Origin of the sequence: Pseudomonas sp. F1_0610 (assembly GCF_047470865.1) — a bacterium.
Lineage (GTDB): Bacteria > Pseudomonadota > Gammaproteobacteria > Pseudomonadales > Pseudomonadaceae > JAZDRH01.
Genome location: NZ_JAZDRH010000005.1, coordinates 90,595 through 107,397, shown reverse-complemented (window position 1 = coordinate 107,397; position 16,803 = coordinate 90,595). Strand labels below are relative to the sequence as shown.

The 16,803-nt window shown below is 41.1% G+C and carries 18 protein-coding genes; 10 read left to right on the top strand and 8 right to left on the bottom strand.

Annotated elements, in window-relative coordinates; genetic code table 11:
* Positions 1–75: 75 nt before the first annotated feature.
* The gene (sbcB, locus tag VQ643_RS04735; protein WP_414198137.1) at positions 76–1,509 is read left to right on the top strand and encodes an exodeoxyribonuclease I; all 1,434 of its coding nucleotides are present in this window, start codon (positions 76–78) and stop codon (positions 1,507–1,509) included.
* Between the two features lie 41 nt (positions 1,510–1,550).
* Here sbcB and mvaT read toward each other — a convergent pair whose 3' ends face one another.
* Positions 1,551–1,922, bottom strand: coding sequence for a histone-like nucleoid-structuring protein MvaT (mvaT, locus tag VQ643_RS04730; RefSeq protein WP_414198136.1), 372 nt, complete (start codon positions 1,920–1,922; stop codon positions 1,551–1,553).
* A 331-nt stretch (positions 1,923–2,253) separates the two neighbouring features.
* Here mvaT and purU point away from each other — a divergent pair, with 331 nt between their 5' ends.
* Positions 2,254–3,105 (top strand): formyltetrahydrofolate deformylase, encoded by an 852-nt coding sequence (purU, locus tag VQ643_RS04725; RefSeq protein WP_414198135.1) that lies wholly within the window; start codon positions 2,254–2,256, stop codon positions 3,103–3,105.
* Positions 3,106–3,125: 20 nt separating this feature from the next.
* On the opposite strand, the gene VQ643_RS04720 is transcribed toward purU, so the two are convergent.
* The 3 genes from VQ643_RS04720 to VQ643_RS04710 all read right to left on the bottom strand — a co-directional run bounded on the left by VQ643_RS04720 (position 3,126) and on the right by VQ643_RS04710 (position 5,227).
* Positions 3,126–3,803, bottom strand: coding sequence for a vancomycin high temperature exclusion protein (locus tag VQ643_RS04720; RefSeq protein ID WP_414198134.1), 678 nt, complete (start codon positions 3,801–3,803; stop codon positions 3,126–3,128).
* A 200-nt stretch (positions 3,804–4,003) separates the two neighbouring features.
* Entirely contained in the window at positions 4,004–4,231 is a 228-nt protein-coding gene (locus tag VQ643_RS04715) for a hypothetical protein (protein WP_414198133.1), read from the bottom strand.
* 120 nt (positions 4,232–4,351) lie between these two features.
* On the bottom strand, positions 4,352–5,227 hold the full coding sequence (locus VQ643_RS04710) for a LysR family transcriptional regulator (RefSeq protein WP_414198132.1): 876 nt from the start codon (positions 5,225–5,227) through the stop codon (positions 4,352–4,354).
* A 92-nt stretch (positions 5,228–5,319) separates the two neighbouring features.
* Here VQ643_RS04710 and VQ643_RS04705 point away from each other — a divergent pair, with 92 nt between their 5' ends.
* Positions 5,320–6,363 carry a YeiH family protein gene (locus VQ643_RS04705; protein ID WP_414198131.1) on the top strand — a complete coding sequence of 348 codons (1,044 nt, stop codon included), beginning with the start codon at positions 5,320–5,322 and terminating at the stop codon, positions 6,361–6,363.
* Here the strand turns inward: VQ643_RS04705 and VQ643_RS04700 are convergent.
* On the bottom strand, positions 6,347–7,783 hold the full coding sequence (locus tag VQ643_RS04700; RefSeq protein ID WP_414198130.1) for a M48 family metalloprotease: 1,437 nt from the start codon (positions 7,781–7,783) through the stop codon (positions 6,347–6,349). The genes VQ643_RS04705 and VQ643_RS04700 overlap by 17 nt on opposite strands.
* 117 nt (positions 7,784–7,900) lie before the next feature.
* On the opposite strand from VQ643_RS04700, the gene VQ643_RS04695 reads away from it, so the two are divergent.
* Positions 7,901–8,134: a sulfurtransferase TusA family protein gene (locus VQ643_RS04695; RefSeq protein WP_414198129.1), complete on the top strand. Its 234-nt coding sequence runs from the start codon at positions 7,901–7,903 to the stop codon at positions 8,132–8,134.
* Here VQ643_RS04695 and VQ643_RS04690 read toward each other — a convergent pair.
* On the bottom strand, positions 8,131–8,601 hold the full coding sequence (locus VQ643_RS04690; protein WP_414198128.1) for a peroxiredoxin: 471 nt from the start codon (positions 8,599–8,601) through the stop codon (positions 8,131–8,133). The genes VQ643_RS04695 and VQ643_RS04690 overlap by 4 nt on opposite strands.
* Positions 8,602–8,620: 19 nt before the next feature.
* Positions 8,621–9,178: a glycine cleavage system protein R gene (locus VQ643_RS04685; RefSeq protein ID WP_414198127.1), complete on the bottom strand. Its 558-nt coding sequence runs from the start codon at positions 9,176–9,178 to the stop codon at positions 8,621–8,623.
* 148 nt (positions 9,179–9,326) lie between these two features.
* On the opposite strand from VQ643_RS04685, the gene dapA reads away from it, so the two are divergent.
* The 3 genes from dapA (at position 9,327) to VQ643_RS04670 (ending at position 12,247) form a co-directional block, all read left to right on the top strand.
* Positions 9,327–10,205, top strand: coding sequence for a 4-hydroxy-tetrahydrodipicolinate synthase (gene dapA / locus VQ643_RS04680; RefSeq protein ID WP_414198126.1), 879 nt, complete (start codon positions 9,327–9,329; stop codon positions 10,203–10,205).
* 16 nt (positions 10,206–10,221) lie between these two features.
* Positions 10,222–11,301, top strand: a complete 1,080-nt coding sequence (bamC, locus tag VQ643_RS04675; protein ID WP_414198125.1) for an outer membrane protein assembly factor BamC — start codon at positions 10,222–10,224, stop codon at positions 11,299–11,301.
* 76 nt (positions 11,302–11,377) lie between these two features.
* Positions 11,378–12,247 carry a phosphoribosylaminoimidazolesuccinocarboxamide synthase gene (locus tag VQ643_RS04670; protein WP_414198124.1) on the top strand — a complete coding sequence of 290 codons (870 nt, stop codon included), beginning with the start codon at positions 11,378–11,380 and terminating at the stop codon, positions 12,245–12,247.
* Between the two features lie 409 nt (positions 12,248–12,656).
* Here the strand turns inward: VQ643_RS04670 and VQ643_RS04665 are convergent, their stop codons facing one another.
* Positions 12,657–13,127, bottom strand: a complete 471-nt coding sequence (locus VQ643_RS04665; RefSeq protein ID WP_414198123.1) for a MaoC family dehydratase — start codon at positions 13,125–13,127, stop codon at positions 12,657–12,659.
* Between the two features lie 366 nt (positions 13,128–13,493).
* On the opposite strand from VQ643_RS04665, the gene VQ643_RS04660 reads away from it, so the two are divergent.
* The 3 genes from VQ643_RS04660 (at position 13,494) to VQ643_RS04650 (ending at position 16,691) form a co-directional block, all read left to right on the top strand.
* Complete coding sequence (locus tag VQ643_RS04660; RefSeq protein ID WP_414198122.1) at positions 13,494–15,182, top strand: long-chain fatty acid--CoA ligase; 1,689 nt, start codon at positions 13,494–13,496, stop codon at positions 15,180–15,182.
* A gap of 94 nt (positions 15,183–15,276) precedes the next feature.
* A complete protein-coding gene (locus tag VQ643_RS04655) occupies positions 15,277–15,579 on the top strand; it encodes a DUF4026 domain-containing protein (RefSeq protein ID WP_414198121.1) in 303 nt (100 codons plus the stop codon).
* A 5-nt stretch (positions 15,580–15,584) separates the two neighbouring features.
* The gene (locus tag VQ643_RS04650; protein ID WP_414198120.1) at positions 15,585–16,691 is read left to right on the top strand and encodes a DUF4026 domain-containing protein; all 1,107 of its coding nucleotides are present in this window, start codon (positions 15,585–15,587) and stop codon (positions 16,689–16,691) included.
* The last annotated feature ends 112 nt before the right edge of the window (positions 16,692–16,803 follow it).

Sequence of the window (16,803 nt, the reverse complement as noted above, 5' to 3'; positions counted from 1 at the left end):
GTATAATCAATTTATGCTATTAAAGGAGTTAAGAATAGTTGATTTTGATCATTAGGTCAGAGATTGAGGTAATAAATGGCAACCATCTTTTGGTATGACTTTGAAAGTACAGGCATTAATCCTAGTGTTGATCGGCCCTTGCAAGTGGCTGGTATTCGTACTAATGAAGCGTTAGAGGAGGTAGGCGAGCCTTTTGAGCTGTATTGTCAACCAAGTGATGATATCCTTCCCCATCCAGTAGCGAGCTTAGTTACTGGGATTACACCAGCTACTTTGATGCAGAAAGGGGTTAGCGAAGCAGAGTTCATAACACGATTAAACCAAGAATTGGCTCGGCCTCAAACCTGTAGTGCAGGTTATAATAGTATTCGGTTTGATGACGAAATGGTGCGCTATACACTGTATCGAAACTTTTTTGATCCCTATGCTCGAGAGTGGCAAGGCGGTAATTCTCGCTGGGATCTTGTTGATGTATTACGTTGTGCTTATGCTTTACGCCCAGAAGGCATCATCTGGCCTGAAGAAAATGGCATTGTTAGTATGAGGCTGGAATTGCTAACTAAGGCAAATGGAATTGCCCATGAAAATGCGCATGATGCTTTGGCTGATGTGCGTGCCACTATTGCTATGGCAAGGTTACTTAAGCAAGCACAGCCCAAACTGTATAATTATTTATATAATTTGCGCCAGAAAGCCCAAGTGCAAAATCGCATTAAACTTATGCAGCCGATTTTGCATGTGTCGGGGCGTTTTGGGGCGGAACGTAGTTATTTAGCCCCTGTAATGCCTTTGGCGTATCATCCAACTAATAAAAATGCAGTGATTGTCTGTGATTTACAGGCGGACCTTTCAGTGTTGCAGGCTTTGTCTGCTGATGAGCTCTCTGAACGTTTGTATACAAGGCATGTAGATTTAAAGGAAGGACAGCTGCCGGTGCCGTTAAAACTGCTACATATTAATAAGTGTCCAGTTGTAGCGCCTTTAAATGTGTTACGTGAGCAAGATAAAGTGCGGCTTGCTTGGAATGAATCGCTTTGGCAGTCTAACGTGCATTACCTATCTAACTTGGCCGGTGTTGCTGAAAAAGTGCAGGCGATTTATGCATCAAATGACCAAGCAGTGTATCCAAATAAAGACCCAGAGCAGCAACTTTATGCCGGCTTTTTAAGTGCGCGTGATCGCGGTCTATGTGAAAAACTTAGGAGTTTAGATCCCGCCACAATAGCCCAGACAAAATGGCCGTTTAGTGATGAGCGTTTGCCAGAGTTGTTATTTCGCTATAGAGCGCGTAATTTTTATTCGACCTTAACCTCAGCTGAGAAGCGTCAATGGCAAGATTATGTTAAGGCAAGATTATTAGATAGTGATTATGCTGCACCTATTACTTTAAGTGCTTATAAAGCCGCCTTGATTGAATTGCCAGTAGAGCAGCAAAAGGCAGTTGTGTTGCAGGACTGGGAAAGTTATATAAATAAATTAATGGAGAAGTATCAGATACCGAATAAATAACAATAAAAAATGCCAGCTTAGCTGGCATTTTTTAATCAAGCTTAGTCGATTAGTTCAACCCAGCCTTCAACTACATCATTGCCGTATTGAGCTTTCCACTCTTTTAGCACTTTGTGATTGCCACCTTTGGTTTCAATTACTTTTTTGCTGTGTGGGTTGGTATAACGTTTAGTGCTGCGTGGCTTGCGAGTAGAGCGAGCTTGTGATTTTGTAGGCGCAGAACTTAGTGCTTGCGGATCAAGAATAGCAATGATGTCACGTAGTGATTTTGAATACTCACCCATTAACGCACGTAGTTTTTCTTCAAACTCAAGCTCTTTTTGTAAGCGTGTGTCTTGTTTTAGGCTTTCTAGACGTTTTTGTAGCTCTTCAATTTCATTTTTGGTGCTACGGAATTCATTAATCAATGACATGGTATATCTCCACAGGAATTTAACTTATAGGACTTAGGGAAATCCATTTATACTTTTCAGTATTAATTTGAGAAAGTAATTCCAAATTTTTACGATTAAAATCTAAACAGTAAAAGAGAGGATCCTTAATATTGAGAAATAATAAACGGATACGGATATTAAGTAAAGTATAAATGACCAACTTATGAAGTTAACCTATTACTAATTTTGTAAATGCTGGAGATTCCTTGTTTGTGGCTATAGGAAGCTTTAAAAGATAAAATCGGTAATAGTGCTGACTAGAAACAAATAGCAGGGTAGAATGCTGGCTTTATTTGTTTTGGAGTCATGCATGCGCACTTTTCGCCTGATAATTGCCTGTCCTGACCGTGTAGGTATCGTTGCCAAGGTCAGTAACTTTCTGGCGACATATAATGGTTGGATTCAGCAAGCTAGTCATCACTCAGATGTTGAGAGTGGTTGGTTTTTTATGCGCCACGAAATTCGTGCCAATTCGTTACCTTTTGATTTAGAAGGCTTTAAGCAGGCATTCTCACCTATAGCTAAAGAATTTTCTATGACTTGGCAGGTGACCGATTCTGCGGTTAAAAAGCGTGTAGTGCTAATGGCAAGTCGAGACTCGCATTGTTTGGCAGACTTACTGCATCGCTGGACGCGAAAAGAGCTAGACTGCGATATTCCATGTGTTATAGCAAACCATGATGATTTACGTAGTATGGTGGAATGGCATGGTATTCCTTTTTTTCACGTGCCAGTTGATCCTAAGAATAAACAGCCTGCATTTGAAGAAGTGAGCCGTTTAATTGACGAGCATGCCGCTGACTGCATAGTGCTGGCGCGCTATATGCAGATTTTTCCACCTGCTTTGTGTGAAAAGTATGCAGGGCGCGTGATCAACATTCACCATAGTTTCTTGCCCTCATTTATTGGTGCAAAACCTTACCATCAAGCGGCTAAACGTGGAGTTAAATTAATTGGTGCGACCTGTCATTATGTGACAGAAGATCTAGATGCTGGCCCTATTATTGAGCAAGAAGTAGCGCGCGTAAGCCACCGAGATACTATTGATGACCTGGTTCGCCAAGGACGTGATGTTGAAAAACTAGCACTGGCCCGAGGTCTACGTTATCACTTAGAGGATCGCGTGCTTATTCATGATAATAAAACGGTTGTATTTGATTAAAGTAAAATGAAAAAAGTGCGCTAGAGTAAGCGCGCTTTTTTGTGTTTAGGGTCTTTGATTTTAATAGTTTCACCTAAAAACTTAGGCTCAACTTTTAAAATACGGTCAGTGATGACTTTAACGCGTGCTAGCTTTTCACGAAGTAGGGTTTTAATGCCATAAAAGGTACCTACATCTTTTGCGTTATAGGCAATAGCATCAATACCTAAATAGTCGGCAATGTAGAGTGCGCGCTGATTGTGAAACTCTTGGGATATAATGATAAAGGAGGTTTGCTGGAAAATAGCACGCATGCGATAGACTGAGTCCAAGGTGCGAAAGCCAGCATAGTCAAGATAAATTCTTTGTTTAGGAATGCCGCGCTGTATAAGGGCCTGTCGCATATCCTCTGGTTCATTATAACGTCTATGGCTATTGTCGCCACTTACAACAATATAGCTGATTTTTTTGGCATGAAATAGTTCTGCAGTGGCATCCATGCGAAACTTAAAATAAGGGTTTTCATAGCCGCTTTTTAAATATTGGGCAGTACCTAAAACCAGCGCTGTTCGATGATAAGGAATATCAGTTATGGAATCATATGTTCTGTTTTCAGCTTGCCATACTATCCAGCGGTCACAGGTAGCAATAATAATGAATAGAAATACAATGCAGAAAAGGCTGATACCTATATATTTTTTCAGTTTACGCCTAAACATGCAATTGTATGCGCTCTATTCGATTTTTAGAAAAAGTTGGGTCAGTAAGTTTTAATCATAGTATCACATAGTAGATTACTAACTATGATTAAATCCTATCAGGTAAGTTTCTTGCCTTAGGCAATCAAACAGTTTTTGGATTTAATCATAGCTAGTCATAAATCTATCAATAATGCTGATAATTAATAGTATATTAAAATCTAAACTATTTTCTTAGCTTCAGCTTCTTTACGTAGTTTTTCCTGTTTACGTAGTTCTATTTTCTCTACTTCGCGTTTGAATGATTTAAGTTGAAGGCTATCTTTTTGTTTCCATGTTCTACGATCTGGCTTTGCTTGATCTTCGTAGGTCAGAATTTCGCCACCATAAATATTTTCAAAACGCTCTTTTTGGCGCTCTAACTCAGCACGCAGTTGATCTTTTGTCACGATGTTACCTGTTTTACATTACTTGTTATGAGTCATATCCAGACAGTTTTTATTATAGTCTGAATAAAAGAAGGAACTATAACTTAACCAAAGTTATATGAAAAAACAAGAAGAAGTTTGTTATCGATTTATAAATTGAATGAAACGTTTTAGACCTTGGGTGGAATATTTCTCTTTATGAAGTGCGAGGTAGAAAGTGCGGGTAAGCTTTTTCATACCTGGTAATTGGATTGGATGAACAATGCCTAATTCAAGCTCATGCAGCACACTTTGTTTGGATACACAGGCAATACCAGCGTTAGCAATCACGGCATGTTTAATTCCTTCAGCATTGCCTATTTCTAGCATCTGCTCAGGTGTTCCAAAGTAAGGTGCAATAAATTGTTCCAGTAAAACACGTGTGCCAGAGCCTTGCTCACGCATTATCCAGCGTTGATGCTGCAAGGTATCAATTGAAATTTTAGTTTGCTGGGCTAAGGGGTGTTTATTTGAGCATATAAAAATTAATTCGTCTTCTTTCCATGGCTGTATACATACATCTGGATGTTGTAGTGGGCCTTCTATAAGTCCAAGATCGAGTTGGAAGTTTGCGACCCACTCCAGAATTTGCTCGCTGTTAGCCACTTTAAGTTGGAGTTGGCTGTTTTTTTCCAACTCAAGAAACTTTGCCATTAAAGGGGGGAGGGCGTATGCACCTATAGTACTACTAGCACCTAGGCGTAAGTTACAAGCCAGATCTTGCTTGAATAAACTTTCAGCTTCCTTGGCGCTAAGTAGTGTTTGTTGAGCAATGGGATAAAACCGCCTGCCATGCTCATTTAAGATTAGACGTTTACCATTTCGGTCAAATAAATGTGTGCCTAGTTGTTGTTCTAGCTCTTTTAACGACATGCTTGCTGCCGCTTGAGAGAGTGCTAAAAAATCACTGGCTTGGGTGACGCTAGTGTGATCAGCAATGGCGGTAAATACGCTAAGTTGACGTAAGGTAATGTGCATATCAGTTTTTCTTATAGTTCCAATAAGAATAATAAGCTTCCTAAATGTTATATGTAGTGAAAGAATTTGGCTATCTTTTCTGGAGTTGAAAAATGTTAAAGATTGCAGACTTTCCTAAAGTACAGCATAGGTTGCTGGTTTTGTTACCAGGTATTTTATGTGCACTAGTGGTTGCTGTTTTAGCTTATGAGTTAAGCCAGTGGCAGTTTTTGAAAAGCAATGGGATAGGTTTATTAACACTTTCAGTATTGCTAGGTTTGGTGTTAGGGAACTTAATGCCGCGTAGTCTACGTTATGTGTTTGAACGGGGTTTTATTTTTTGTAAAAATCCTGTGTTGCGTTTTGGGGTGGCACTTTATGGATTGCGTTTATCTTTAACTCAAGTAGCTGGAGTGGGTGTAAGTGCTGTTGCTGTGGATGCTGCAATTATGTTTACAACTATGTTGAGTACAGTATTGCTGGCGCGCTATGTATTCAAAATGGATCGTGAAGGCGCTTTAGTTATTGGGGCTGGGCATGCTGTTTGTGGTGCTGCTGCTATCTTGGCTTGTAGTGGTGTAATTCGGGCGCGTGATAGTCAAGTAGCCATAGCTATTGCCTGTGTTGTTTTATTTGGTACAGCAACCATGTTGCTTTATCCATGGTTATATCAACTGCAGTTACCGTTTTTCAGTGATCCGCATACGTTTGGTATTTTTACTGGGGCTACTGTACATGAGGTAGCTCAGGTGGTCGCGGTAGGGAATAGCTTGGGAGATGCGGTAATGGAAGCGGCTGTAGTAACTAAGTTGATACGTGTTTTATTATTAGCCCCTTTTATCTTTTTCTTGGGAGCTTGGTTAGCTCGTCAAGATACGGCAGAGAATGATCAACCACGTCAAGGTGTAAAAATTCCTGTCTTTGTTTTAGGCTTTATTTTGTGTTTACTAGTTAATAGCTTCTTACCACTACCTAGTGATATTCAGCACATGGTGCTGCAAGCTGATGAAATTTTATTAGCAACAGCTATGGCAGCTTTAGGTTTAGGTACTAGTGTTATTGCTTTAAAAGAAGCAGGTTTAAAACCTTTGTTATTAGCTTTGTTATTAACACTGCAGTTGATTGTTTTAGGCGCGTTGTTTACATCATTTCTTTGATGGCGCGTTCTTCTTGGATTAACTCACGCTGCCTTGCATCAATTCGAGCCGCTAATGTAAAGTTATTTGCGGCTCGACGTTTAGCCAAGTCGAGTTGCTGAATAGCCTGCTCATATTCACCTACTTTTGCAAAGTACTCTGCACGTGCTTGGTGTAGGCCTATAATATTATTGTTTAAGCCGCGAACCTCAGCCAGCTGTAACCAGATATCTGGATCATTAGGGCGCTTAGCAACGATTTTCTCTAAAACCTGCTCAGTTTCCTGATTTTTCCCTTGCTTAAATAAAATATCAGCTTTGAGTTGTTGCAATGGAAAACTGTTGGGATAGGTAGTGAGCATACGCTGTACTCGGTTGTAAGCTTCATTGGTTTTGTTACTAGCTAAGTCAAGTTCTGCATAAGACAGGTTGTAAATAATATCTTTTGGTTTTTGTTTGAGCAGTATGTCCAAATGCGTGCGTGCTTCGTCAAAACGACCTGATTTAGTTAGTGCTAGAGCTAGCCCGTAACGTGCAGCTTGCGCATTTTTATTTTCACTTAGCTGTGCATTAAAACGTTTTACCGCAACACCTGGTGTTTCCTCAAAGCGTAACATGACGCGCGCGCGCATGAGTTGGTAACGTAAGCTATCTTTGATTCCGTTGGGGCGGTAGAGTTGTTCTGCGCGGCCACGAGCATCCGCAATACGGTTGTCTGTTAATGGGTGCGTAGAAAGAAATTCAGGTGGGCGTTGGTCATAGCGATATAAACGCACTAAGCGTTCAAACATTTCTGGCATTGCCATAGGGTCATAGCCAGCTCGCTCTAAGTTAGTTAGGCCAATACGGTCAGCTTCTTGTTCATGTAGTCGTGAATAGCGTGCTTGGGTTTGGTAAGCTGCGGCTTGCGAACCAACGATGGCTGCCATCCCCGCATCGCCGGCTCCGGCAGCAGCTGCTACAATGCCTGCCAGTAGTGCGGCCATCATAGGTAGTTGCATTCGTTTTTGCGCTTCTACGCCACGGGCGAAGTGGCGTTGTGATAAGTGTGCTAGCTCATGCGCCATAACGGAGGCATATTCAGCTTCAGTTTGTGCATGAAGAAATAAACCGCCATTAACGCCAATGATTCCACCTGGTGCAGCAAAGGCGTTTAGTTGAGGGCTGGCTAGAACAATAAATTCAAGTCGTCGATCTCGTAATTGGCTAGTTTCTGCGAGCCGATAAACGCTTTGTTCAACATATTCTTTTAACAAAGGATCATTGAGTTGGCGTACTTGTCCGCGCAGCATGCTTAGCCAAGCTCTGCCTAGTTTATGTTCTTGTTCAGGTGAAACAATAGCTGAACTGGCGTCACCCAATGCTGGAAGGTCATTTGCAGCAAAGCTAGCCAAGCTGAAAGTACAAGCAAGCGCTAATAATGTAGGGCGTAAAATGTTCATTGCAGGCTAAACTCATCCATAAATCAGGCAGAATAAGATCAATAAGCGTATAACTTTACCAGTCTCTATAGAGCTACTGCTACTATAAGAGGTTCAATTTGTAAGGGGGAAATGCAAATGTGTGACAAATTTGATCAAGAATTAGATGCCCAAGGTTTAGCTTGTCCATTACCACTGTTAAAGACCAAGATGGCACTAAGCCAGATGCAATCGGGCCAAGTTCTGAAGGTGATAGCTACAGATGCTGGTTCTGAGCGAGATATCGCAGCCTTTGCTCGCTTAGCTGGGCATGCTTTATTAAAACAAGAACAGCAAGCAGAGCGTTATTTGCATTGGCTTAAAAAAGCCTAAGCTTGCTGTAGTTTTTGTGCAGCTGCTAATACCTGTGCTACATGTCCTGGTACTTTTACTTTGCGCCATTCTTGCACGAGTATGCCTTCTTTATTGATTAAAAAGGTACTGCGCTCAATACCCATGTGTTCTTTACCGTACATTTTTTTAAGCTTGATTACATCAAATAAGCGGCAGAGTGTTTCTTCAGGGTCACTAATTAGCTCAAAGGCAAAATTATGCTTGGTTTTAAAATTGCTATGAGTACGCAAGCTATCGCGTGAAACACCGAAAATGATGGTATTAGCCTTGTTGAATTGATCATAAGCTGCATTGAAATCTTGCCCTTCTAGCGTACAGCCAGCGGTGTTGTCTTTAGGATAAAAATAAATCACCACTTGTCTGCCTTTTAATTGGCTAAGCTCAATTTGGAGGTCATTGGTCGCTTGTGCGGTAAAGGCTGGAACAGGCTGATTTAAAGTGACCATTCGAGTGTATCCTGTAAAATTAAGTGAGTTGTGGGCGCCAAGGTTCTAAAATAGCATCCAAATTAAGGGTGTCTGCAAAGTCTAAAAATTCATCACGTAGCCAGCTAATATGCATATCTGCAGGTAGTGTAATGGTCAAGGTTGCGTTAAGCATGCGGGTTTGTGTTTGCGGCGCCAGAAAACTGTCATAAGTAATAGTATCTAAGGTAACTTTGTGGTCAATTAGAAATTGACACAGTTCAGGCAAAATATCAGCACGATAAATCGCACTCACATAAATAATATAAGGCAGGGCTTTTTGCTTAAGTTCGGGGTTGACTGTGCGGGAAAACTGTACTTGGCAGTTTTCACGTTTAGCCAGTACAGGCAGATTGGTTTCTAAGCGTGCGAGCGCATCCCAGCTACCACTGACCTGCAAAATTAATGCACAGTAATCATTATGTCGAGTTAAGCGGCTGCTCACAATATTGCAGCGACTTTCTAAACAAGCACGGCAAAGCGCATTGGTAAGCAAAAGGGGGTCATGCCCTAAAGCGCTGATCATTAAATTTTGATCAGAAGAAGACGTAGATGACATGCTGATTTCTCAAGAAAGATAGCAAAAAAGTATAAATCTGTTTCTCACATTACTAAAAGGCAGTATAACGATAATATAGATGCTTGTACTCTTATATAGGCATCAGTAACATTACTTGTCTAAAAAATCACTTGGTAGGAGCAGTTGCATGATAACCGGCAGTATGGTGGCACTAGTCACACCCATGGACCCAGAAGGTGCTCTAGATTGGGATGCTCTAGCAAAGCTGGTAGAGTTTCATATTGAACAGGGTACTGACGCTATTGTGGCGGTAGGTACTTCAGGCGAATCAGCAACACTTAACGTAAGTGAGCACCACGAAGTGATACGTCGTGTGGTACGCCAAGTTAATGGACGTATTCCTGTGATTGCAGGGACTGGTGCTAATTGCACCCGTGAAGCCATTGATTTAACAACCAATGCTAAAGGTGCGGGTGCAGATGCCTGTTTATTAGTGACACCTTACTACAATAAGCCTACTCAAGAAGGCTTGTACCAACACTATAAAGCTATTGCTGAGGCAGTGGATATCCCACAAATTTTATATAACGTGCCTGGCCGTACCGCCTGCGATATGCTGCCAGAAACAGTGATTCGCTTATCAACAGTGAAAAATATTATTGGTATTAAAGAGGCTACAGGTAATTTAGAGCGCGCACGTCAGATTTTAGAAGGTGTGGCTAGCGATTTCTTAGTGTTATCAGGTGATGATGCTAGCGCTTATCAGCTCATGCTAATGGGCGGCAAAGGTAATATTTCAGTGACTGCCAACGTAGCCCCTAAGCAAATGGCGCAACTATGCCGTTTGGCAATGGCCGGTGAGGCGGATCAAGCCAAAGCCTTGAATGATCAGCTAATGCCAGTGCACAATGCTATGTTTATCGAATCAAACCCAATTCCTGTAAAGTGGGCTTTGCATGAAATGGGCTATATTAATACAGGTATTCGGTTACCACTTACACCGCTTGGCGTGCAGAATCGCGCGACCTTGCAAGCAGCTTTACGTCAATGTGGTTTGTTGGCTTAATAGGGGTTTATTACGCATGAAGCGAATTGTAGGAATGTCGTTGTTAGCAGCTACGCTAGCAAGTACCAGTGGATGTGGTTGGATATGGGGCGAGAAAGGGTATTTTCGTGACCGCGGCAATGATTATTTGCAAGCACAGCAAATACCTCCTATGCAAATGCCAGAGGGTGCTCAAAATAAACGCCTAGATCCACTGTTGCCTATTCCACGACATATTCCAGATGCTGATCCTAAAGCAGAAGTGGTGAGTCGTCCGGAACCTATGGCAATTAAAGCAGATGAAAAAATCATTAGCCTGCAAAAAAGTGGTACGACACAATGGTTAATTGCTCAACGCATTCCTGCTGAGATTTGGCCTATCGCTCAACAGTATTTTGAAGAAAGCGGTTTAAGTATTGTTGCAGAACGACCACAAACTGGTGAGTTCATGACGGCTTGGAGTAAGGCAGAGCGTTTTTCTGCTTCTTTAGCTGAACGTACTCTAGGGTTGGGGGCTAGTGAGGTACGGGTTTTAGTACGTATAGAACCAGGTGTGCAACGCAACACCAGTGAAATTTTCCTAATTACACAAGTGCGACCTGTAGGCAGTACTTTAGAGCAAGCTTGGCAGCAAGAGCCAGGAGTAACAACTCTTGATAATGCACTGATTGAAGATTTTCGTCTAAATCTAGAGCAAAGCATGATCAAAGGGGGCTCTGTTTCTTTAGCTGCTAGCGCTATATTTGATGCGCCAAGTCGTGTACAGCTGTTAGAAGCCCAGGGCCAGCCTTATTTGAAATTAGATGCTAACTTTGATCGGGCTTGGTCAAGCTTAGGGCGTGCTTTAGATAGTGCTAATATTCGAGTTGATGACTTAAATCGCTCAACAGGCAGTTATTTTATTGATGTTGGCCAAGGCAAAAAAACTGAAAAGCCCGGCTTTTTTAAGCGTTTATTTAGCTCAAATAATCCAGAGAAAAAAGCACAGCGTTATATATTGCAAGTGGCAGGGCAAGATCGCCACGTTAATGTCACTGTGCTGACCTTAGACAGCCAACCAGCGGCTAAGGAAAATGCAGTTAAAGTATTACAGCGTTTACAAAATAGCTTAAACTAAGCGCTGAATGATGCGATGAAATGCAGGCGAAACCTAAGGTTTCGCCTGTTTTGTTTAAAAAACACAGGAATTCTTCATGAGCAGCTCAAGCAGGTTAAGTTTGAAAAAACTTTATTCTGGCAAAGTGCGAGATCTTTATGAGATTGATGACAAACGTATGCTAATGGTAGCCAGTGACAGGCTCTCAGCATTTGATGTTATCTTGTCTGAGCCTATTCCAGATAAAGGCAAAATCTTAACAGCTATTTCTAATTTTTGGTTTGAAAAACTTAAAGATCTTGTGCCAAACCACTTTACGGGTGATCAAGTTGAAGCTGTTGTTTCTGGCGCAGAATTGCCTTTGGTGGAAGGGCGCTCAGTAGTAGCTAAACGGTTAAAGCCTGTGGCGGTTGAAGCTATTGTACGTGGCTACTTAGTAGGCTCAGGCTGGAAAGAGTATCAAGTAACTGGCACGGTTTGTGGGATTCAGTTACCTGCTGGCTTAAAAGAAGCGAGCAAACTACCAGAGCCTATTTTTACACCATCTACTAAAGCTGCTGTTGGCGATCATGACGAAAATATTTCTTTTGAACGCTGCCAAGAAATTATTGGCGCTGAGCTTGCGGAGCAAGTAAAGCAGGTCTCTATTGCGCTGTATAAAGCCGCTGTTGAGTACGCAGCTACTCGTGGCATTATTATTGCGGATACTAAATTTGAGTTTGGGCTTGATGAACAGGGCACTTTAACCTTAATGGACGAAGTATTAACACCTGACTCAAGCCGTTTTTGGCCAGCAGATAGTTACCAAGAGGGTACCAATCCACCTAGTTTTGACAAACAATTCGTGCGAGACTGGTTGGAGGCCAGTGGCTGGAATAAGCAAGCACCAGCACCAGAAGTTCCTTTAGATGTACGCCAAAAAACAGCAGACAAATACCGAGAAGCGTTAGTGCGTTTAACAAACTGATTTTGCACTGTACTCAAACCTGGCCAAATGTAATGTTGGTCAGGTTTTTTTGTATGTGAAAAAATTATATAAAGTTAATATATTTTTAGAACTTAGGACTTGTGCACACTAAAAAAACTAACAAACCACTTGACAATAAAAATAATTAGATGAAATTGATTTTATTTCTTGACTTTGTAAGTTGTTGATTTTAAAAGATATTTCTAATTGATGAAAAATTCATCAGTTTAAGCTAAAGCCCCATAGTATCAAGCATTGCGAATCAAAAAAAAGACTTGATAACAGACTTATCCACAGAATATGTGGATTAATTGCGGCGAGTCAGATGCTATTTGTGGTTCAGGCATTATTCACAAGTTTGGTTGTAAAAAAGGCTAGCCCTGTGAAATGACTAGCCTTAAATCACAGGTTACTTTTGTATGAATTGAGGGGCTGAAGGCATGTTAACTTCGGTTGATTTTTTCGGCGCCAACACAAGAGCTACACCATCAACGACCATTTCATTGTTTTGATTAAGTACACGTGTGGCAATGCGCACTCGGTTTTTGGGTAGTTTTTCTAGAACTTCAAGTTCAACGGTTAAGCTGTCTCCTAGTTTAACTGGGCGCGTGAAGGTTAGCTCTTGACCTAAGTAAATGCTGCCAGGGCCAGGTAGATTGCACGCAATGGCAGCGCTAATTAGCGCGCCACTGAACATGCCATGGGCAATACGTTCTTTAAACATTGTTGTTGCTGCATATTGCTCATCTAGATGAACTGGGTTGCAATCACCAGATACGGCAGCAAAGAGCAGAATATCTTGTTCTGTAACCTGCTTGGTTTGCTGCGCCTTTTGTCCTATTGAGAGGTCATCGTATGCAAAGCTCGATACGGTTGTCATTAAATTGCTCCAAGTTTATTAAATTGCGGTATTTACCATTAAAATGCTTTTGATATTTAATGGCGCATAGCTTTAGCTTGCGGTGTGTCAGCGTATAATTATGTGCGTTACTATAGATTAAATCAGGTTGAAGTGCAGGTGTAAGCCTGTAACTTGATTGGAATTGCTCAAATCAGCTTGGTCTTGATACTAAATCTTTTTCTCGCGTGCTAAATATGACTAAAGTTAGAGGTTTGGTTGCTAGTTTGCTGGATTTAAAGCTGATAATCTTTCTTGGCTCGTTTATCTCTATTGTGAAGAAAGCGAATTAAGATAATAAGACCCTTTGAAGGGGAAGATATAAGCTGTTGCTTAGGAGTTGGCTGCATGATTGAAAATTTCTGGAAGGATAAATACCCTGAAGGCGTTCCATCCGAGATAGATGCTGATGAATACCCCAATATCCTAGCGGTGTTGACTGAATCTTGTCAGCGCTATGCGGACAAACCAGCATTTACTAACTTAGGTACGACTATTACCTACGGTGACCTGTATCGCTTATCAGGTGATTTTGCAGCATGGATTCAAAATCATACTGAGCTACAGCCAGGCGATCGTATTGCCATTCAACTGCCTAACGTTTTGCAATACCCTGTAGTGGTGTTTGGTGCAATGCGGGCTGGCTTAATTGTAGTGAATACGAATCCTTTATATACGCCGCATGAGTTAGAGCATCAATTTAATGACTCTGGTGCCAAAGCCTTAGTTTGCTTGGCTAATATGGCGCATATTGCAGAAAAAGTATTATCTAAAACTTCAGTTAAGACCGTCATCATTACAGAGGTAGCTGACTTATTACCTAGCTTAAAGCGCTTTGTGATTAACTCAGTGGTGAAATATGTAAAGAAAATGGTACCTGCTTATCATATTCAAGGCGCACTGAGCCTGCGTGATGTGTTAGCACTTGGTGCCAAGAAAATAGCACGCAATGTTGAACCTCAGGCAAATGATGTAGCGGTGCTCCAATATACAGGTGGTACTACTGGTGTGGCTAAAGGGGCAATGCTATCGCACCGTAACTTGATTGCCAATATGCAACAAGCTAAAGCCGTTATGGGAAGCTATTTAAAGCCAGGGCAGGAAATAATTGTTGCTCCATTGCCGCTATATCATATTTACGCCTTCACTATTCACTGTATGGCAATGATGATCACAGGTAATGAAAACCTATTGATTACCAATCCTCGTGATTTGAACAGTACTATTAATGACTTATCTAAAAAACGTTTTACAGGTTTTGTAGGGTTAAATACCTTATTTGTGGGGTTGTGTAATAACGAGAAATTTAGAGCGCTAGATTTTTCAGGATTAAAACTTACGCTATCTGGTGGTATGGCACTGCAAATTGCAACGGCTGAGCGCTGGGAACAAGTGACAGGTGCGAAAATCTGTGAAGGTTTTGGTATGACTGAAACCAGCCCTATTGTATCGGTAAACCCCTTGCAGAAAATACGTCTTGGTACTATTGGACTGCCTGTCCCGTCGACGCTGTGTAAGGTGATTGATGAAGAGGGCAACGAGTTACCTTTAGGTGAAGCAGGTGAGCTTTGCGTTAAAGGGCCGCAGGTCATGCTAGGTTATTGGAATAATCAAAAAGCAACTGACGATGTGATAGATGCTGATGGTTGGCTCAAATCTGGTGATATTGCCAAAATTGATGAAGAAGGCTACTTACGTATTGTCGATCGTAAGAAAGACATGATTGTAGTGTCTGGGTTTAATGTTTATCCCAATGAAGTTGAAGATGTTTTAGCGCAGTTGCCAGGTGTTCTGCAATGTGCTGCTATTGGTATTCCAAGTGAAAAAACAGGGGAAGCTGTTAAGGTCTTTATTGCACTAAAACCGGGCGTAACCTTGACAGAAGATGAAATTATCAAACACATGCGAGCTAGCCTAACCAGCTATAAAGTAGCGCGTATTATTGAGTTTAGGGATGAATTGCCAACAACTAACGTGGGTAAAATTCTGCGACGTCAATTGCGAGATGAAGAGCTAAAAAAGCTAAATAACGCTTAATAAATCGTAGTGGCTCACGAAAGCCGAGTTAAGTTAATTAGCTCGGCTTTTTTATTGCTAGAATAAATTTAATTATTAATAGTGAAGTTGGAATATGAGCAATAAAGAAAGTTATTTTGCTATGGCGCAAGGTGAGGCAGAACCAGCAATTTCTGAAATCTATGCTTTTAGTAATACCGCTCTCTCTATTTTAGAAATTGAGGAGCGATTAAATGAACAAAATATATTTACTGACTTAGAAATAGACTACGATGAAGACGATGAACAAAGTTTTATGCTGCGTTGCAGTCTTGATGAGGATAGATTACTTTTTCGCATCTTAATACGTGATCAAGATCCCTCAGAGATCGATTTTACGCCGTATTACGCTACTATCCTATTTCTTCAGAGCTTATAGGGCAAGTGAATATAGCTCCTAGCTTACTGTGTGTGGAAAGCATGTTCACAGTTGAGCCTTTACGTAACTTTCGTTGTCAACTGCAAATGCTTCAATTATTACTGCCCAGTATAGTCTTGGGCGTTGATGAGTCTGCTGGTGGGCGTGTATTTACCAAAGAATGGTTAAATTTCCAATTAGAAGAAAACCTATTGCCTAGTGTAGATAGTCTCTATGTCATTCATGCTATTTATGACAGCGAGGAAGATCCACCGAGTAAATTCTGGTTTCACACTCATGGCTTGCTGCGTTGCGGTATGCCTGAGGTTGATCTTATTTTCCCGCACTCGCTGGGTGATTACTACGGCATAGATTCATTGATTCATGCGTTTGTTGGCAAATGTTTAAACGAAGGTAAAGTCATTTTTAATGAGCCTGTGGTTTGCGGACAAACTGAAGAAGCTTATCAGTATCTTGTTGCTTTGCCTTTTGAAGAAGGTATTCGCCATATTCAGCAAAAAACCTTAATCAGTGATTTGCCCGATTTAAAAGATATGCACTTTGACTTAGAAGGCGCGCCCGAAGGTGAGTTTTTAGGCGATAAAGCAGACCGTGATGAATACCATCAACATCCAAGCTGCGTACTCTTTAAAACCACAGAAGAAGAGCAAGTCATGGAAACCTTCTTTGCAGGTTACGGCGAAAATAAAAGCACTGTGTTCTATCGCCCTAATAGCGAAACTGACATGATGTCGCTGAAAGCACAGTTGCGTTGGAGCTATTTTGAAAATCTTTTCATTGAATATGGGCAACCCAAAAAACAAGGGCTTTTAGGTAAACTACTCAATAGCAAAAAAACAGGTGCTGAATTTGGTTTTATGATTAAGTGTGGCATTCCTGTGGAAGAAGATGATGGACGTGAGCATATGTGGTTTATTCCTCGAGAAATGAATGGAAACAGTTTTCAGGGGGAACTGATTAATACACCATTTTTTGTAAAAAATATGAAAAATGGGGGGATTTACTCGTTAACTAATGAGCAAATTACCGACTGGACTGTTTATCATGACGGCGAGCAATACACGCCTGACACTATTTACAAACTGTTAAGTCAGAGTAAAAGAGTACATTGATAGCCTTTTTCTAATAGTCTTTGTAGATGGTGTACTGCTATTGGTATCACAAGCGACACTGCTAAAGCGTTAAGTGTTGTTTGTGAGAAGGTTGTTAATGAGTTTTAGATAC

Excerpts from the sequence above, each read along its gene's own strand:
- VQ643_RS04710 (WP_414198132.1), bottom strand. The coding sequence starts at position 5,227 with ATGCACATTACCTTACGTCAACTTAGCGTATTTACCGCCATTGCTGAT.
- VQ643_RS04705 (WP_414198131.1), top strand. The coding sequence starts at position 5,320 with ATGTTAAAGATTGCAGACTTTCCTAAAGTACAGCATAGGTTGCTGGTT.
- VQ643_RS04660 (WP_414198122.1), top strand. The coding sequence starts at position 13,494 with ATGATTGAAAATTTCTGGAAGGATAAATACCCTGAAGGCGTTCCATCC.
- bamC (WP_414198125.1), top strand. The coding sequence starts at position 10,222 with ATGAAGCGAATTGTAGGAATGTCGTTGTTAGCAGCTACGCTAGCAAGT.
- VQ643_RS04695 (WP_414198129.1), top strand. The coding sequence starts at position 7,901 with ATGTGTGACAAATTTGATCAAGAATTAGATGCCCAAGGTTTAGCTTGT.
- dapA (WP_414198126.1), top strand. The coding sequence starts at position 9,327 with ATGATAACCGGCAGTATGGTGGCACTAGTCACACCCATGGACCCAGAA.
- VQ643_RS04670 (WP_414198124.1), top strand. The coding sequence starts at position 11,378 with ATGAGCAGCTCAAGCAGGTTAAGTTTGAAAAAACTTTATTCTGGCAAA.
- VQ643_RS04665 (WP_414198123.1), bottom strand. The coding sequence starts at position 13,127 with ATGACAACCGTATCGAGCTTTGCATACGATGACCTCTCAATAGGACAA.
- VQ643_RS04700 (WP_414198130.1), bottom strand. The coding sequence starts at position 7,783 with ATGAACATTTTACGCCCTACATTATTAGCGCTTGCTTGTACTTTCAGC.
- VQ643_RS04655 (WP_414198121.1), top strand. The coding sequence starts at position 15,277 with ATGAGCAATAAAGAAAGTTATTTTGCTATGGCGCAAGGTGAGGCAGAA.
- VQ643_RS04685 (WP_414198127.1), bottom strand. The coding sequence starts at position 9,178 with ATGTCATCTACGTCTTCTTCTGATCAAAATTTAATGATCAGCGCTTTA.
- mvaT (WP_414198136.1), bottom strand. The coding sequence starts at position 1,922 with ATGTCATTGATTAATGAATTCCGTAGCACCAAAAATGAAATTGAAGAG.
- VQ643_RS04690 (WP_414198128.1), bottom strand. The coding sequence starts at position 8,601 with ATGGTCACTTTAAATCAGCCTGTTCCAGCCTTTACCGCACAAGCGACC.
- purU (WP_414198135.1), top strand. The coding sequence starts at position 2,254 with ATGCGCACTTTTCGCCTGATAATTGCCTGTCCTGACCGTGTAGGTATC.
- sbcB (WP_414198137.1), top strand. The coding sequence starts at position 76 with ATGGCAACCATCTTTTGGTATGACTTTGAAAGTACAGGCATTAATCCT.
- VQ643_RS04720 (WP_414198134.1), bottom strand. The coding sequence starts at position 3,803 with ATGTTTAGGCGTAAACTGAAAAAATATATAGGTATCAGCCTTTTCTGC.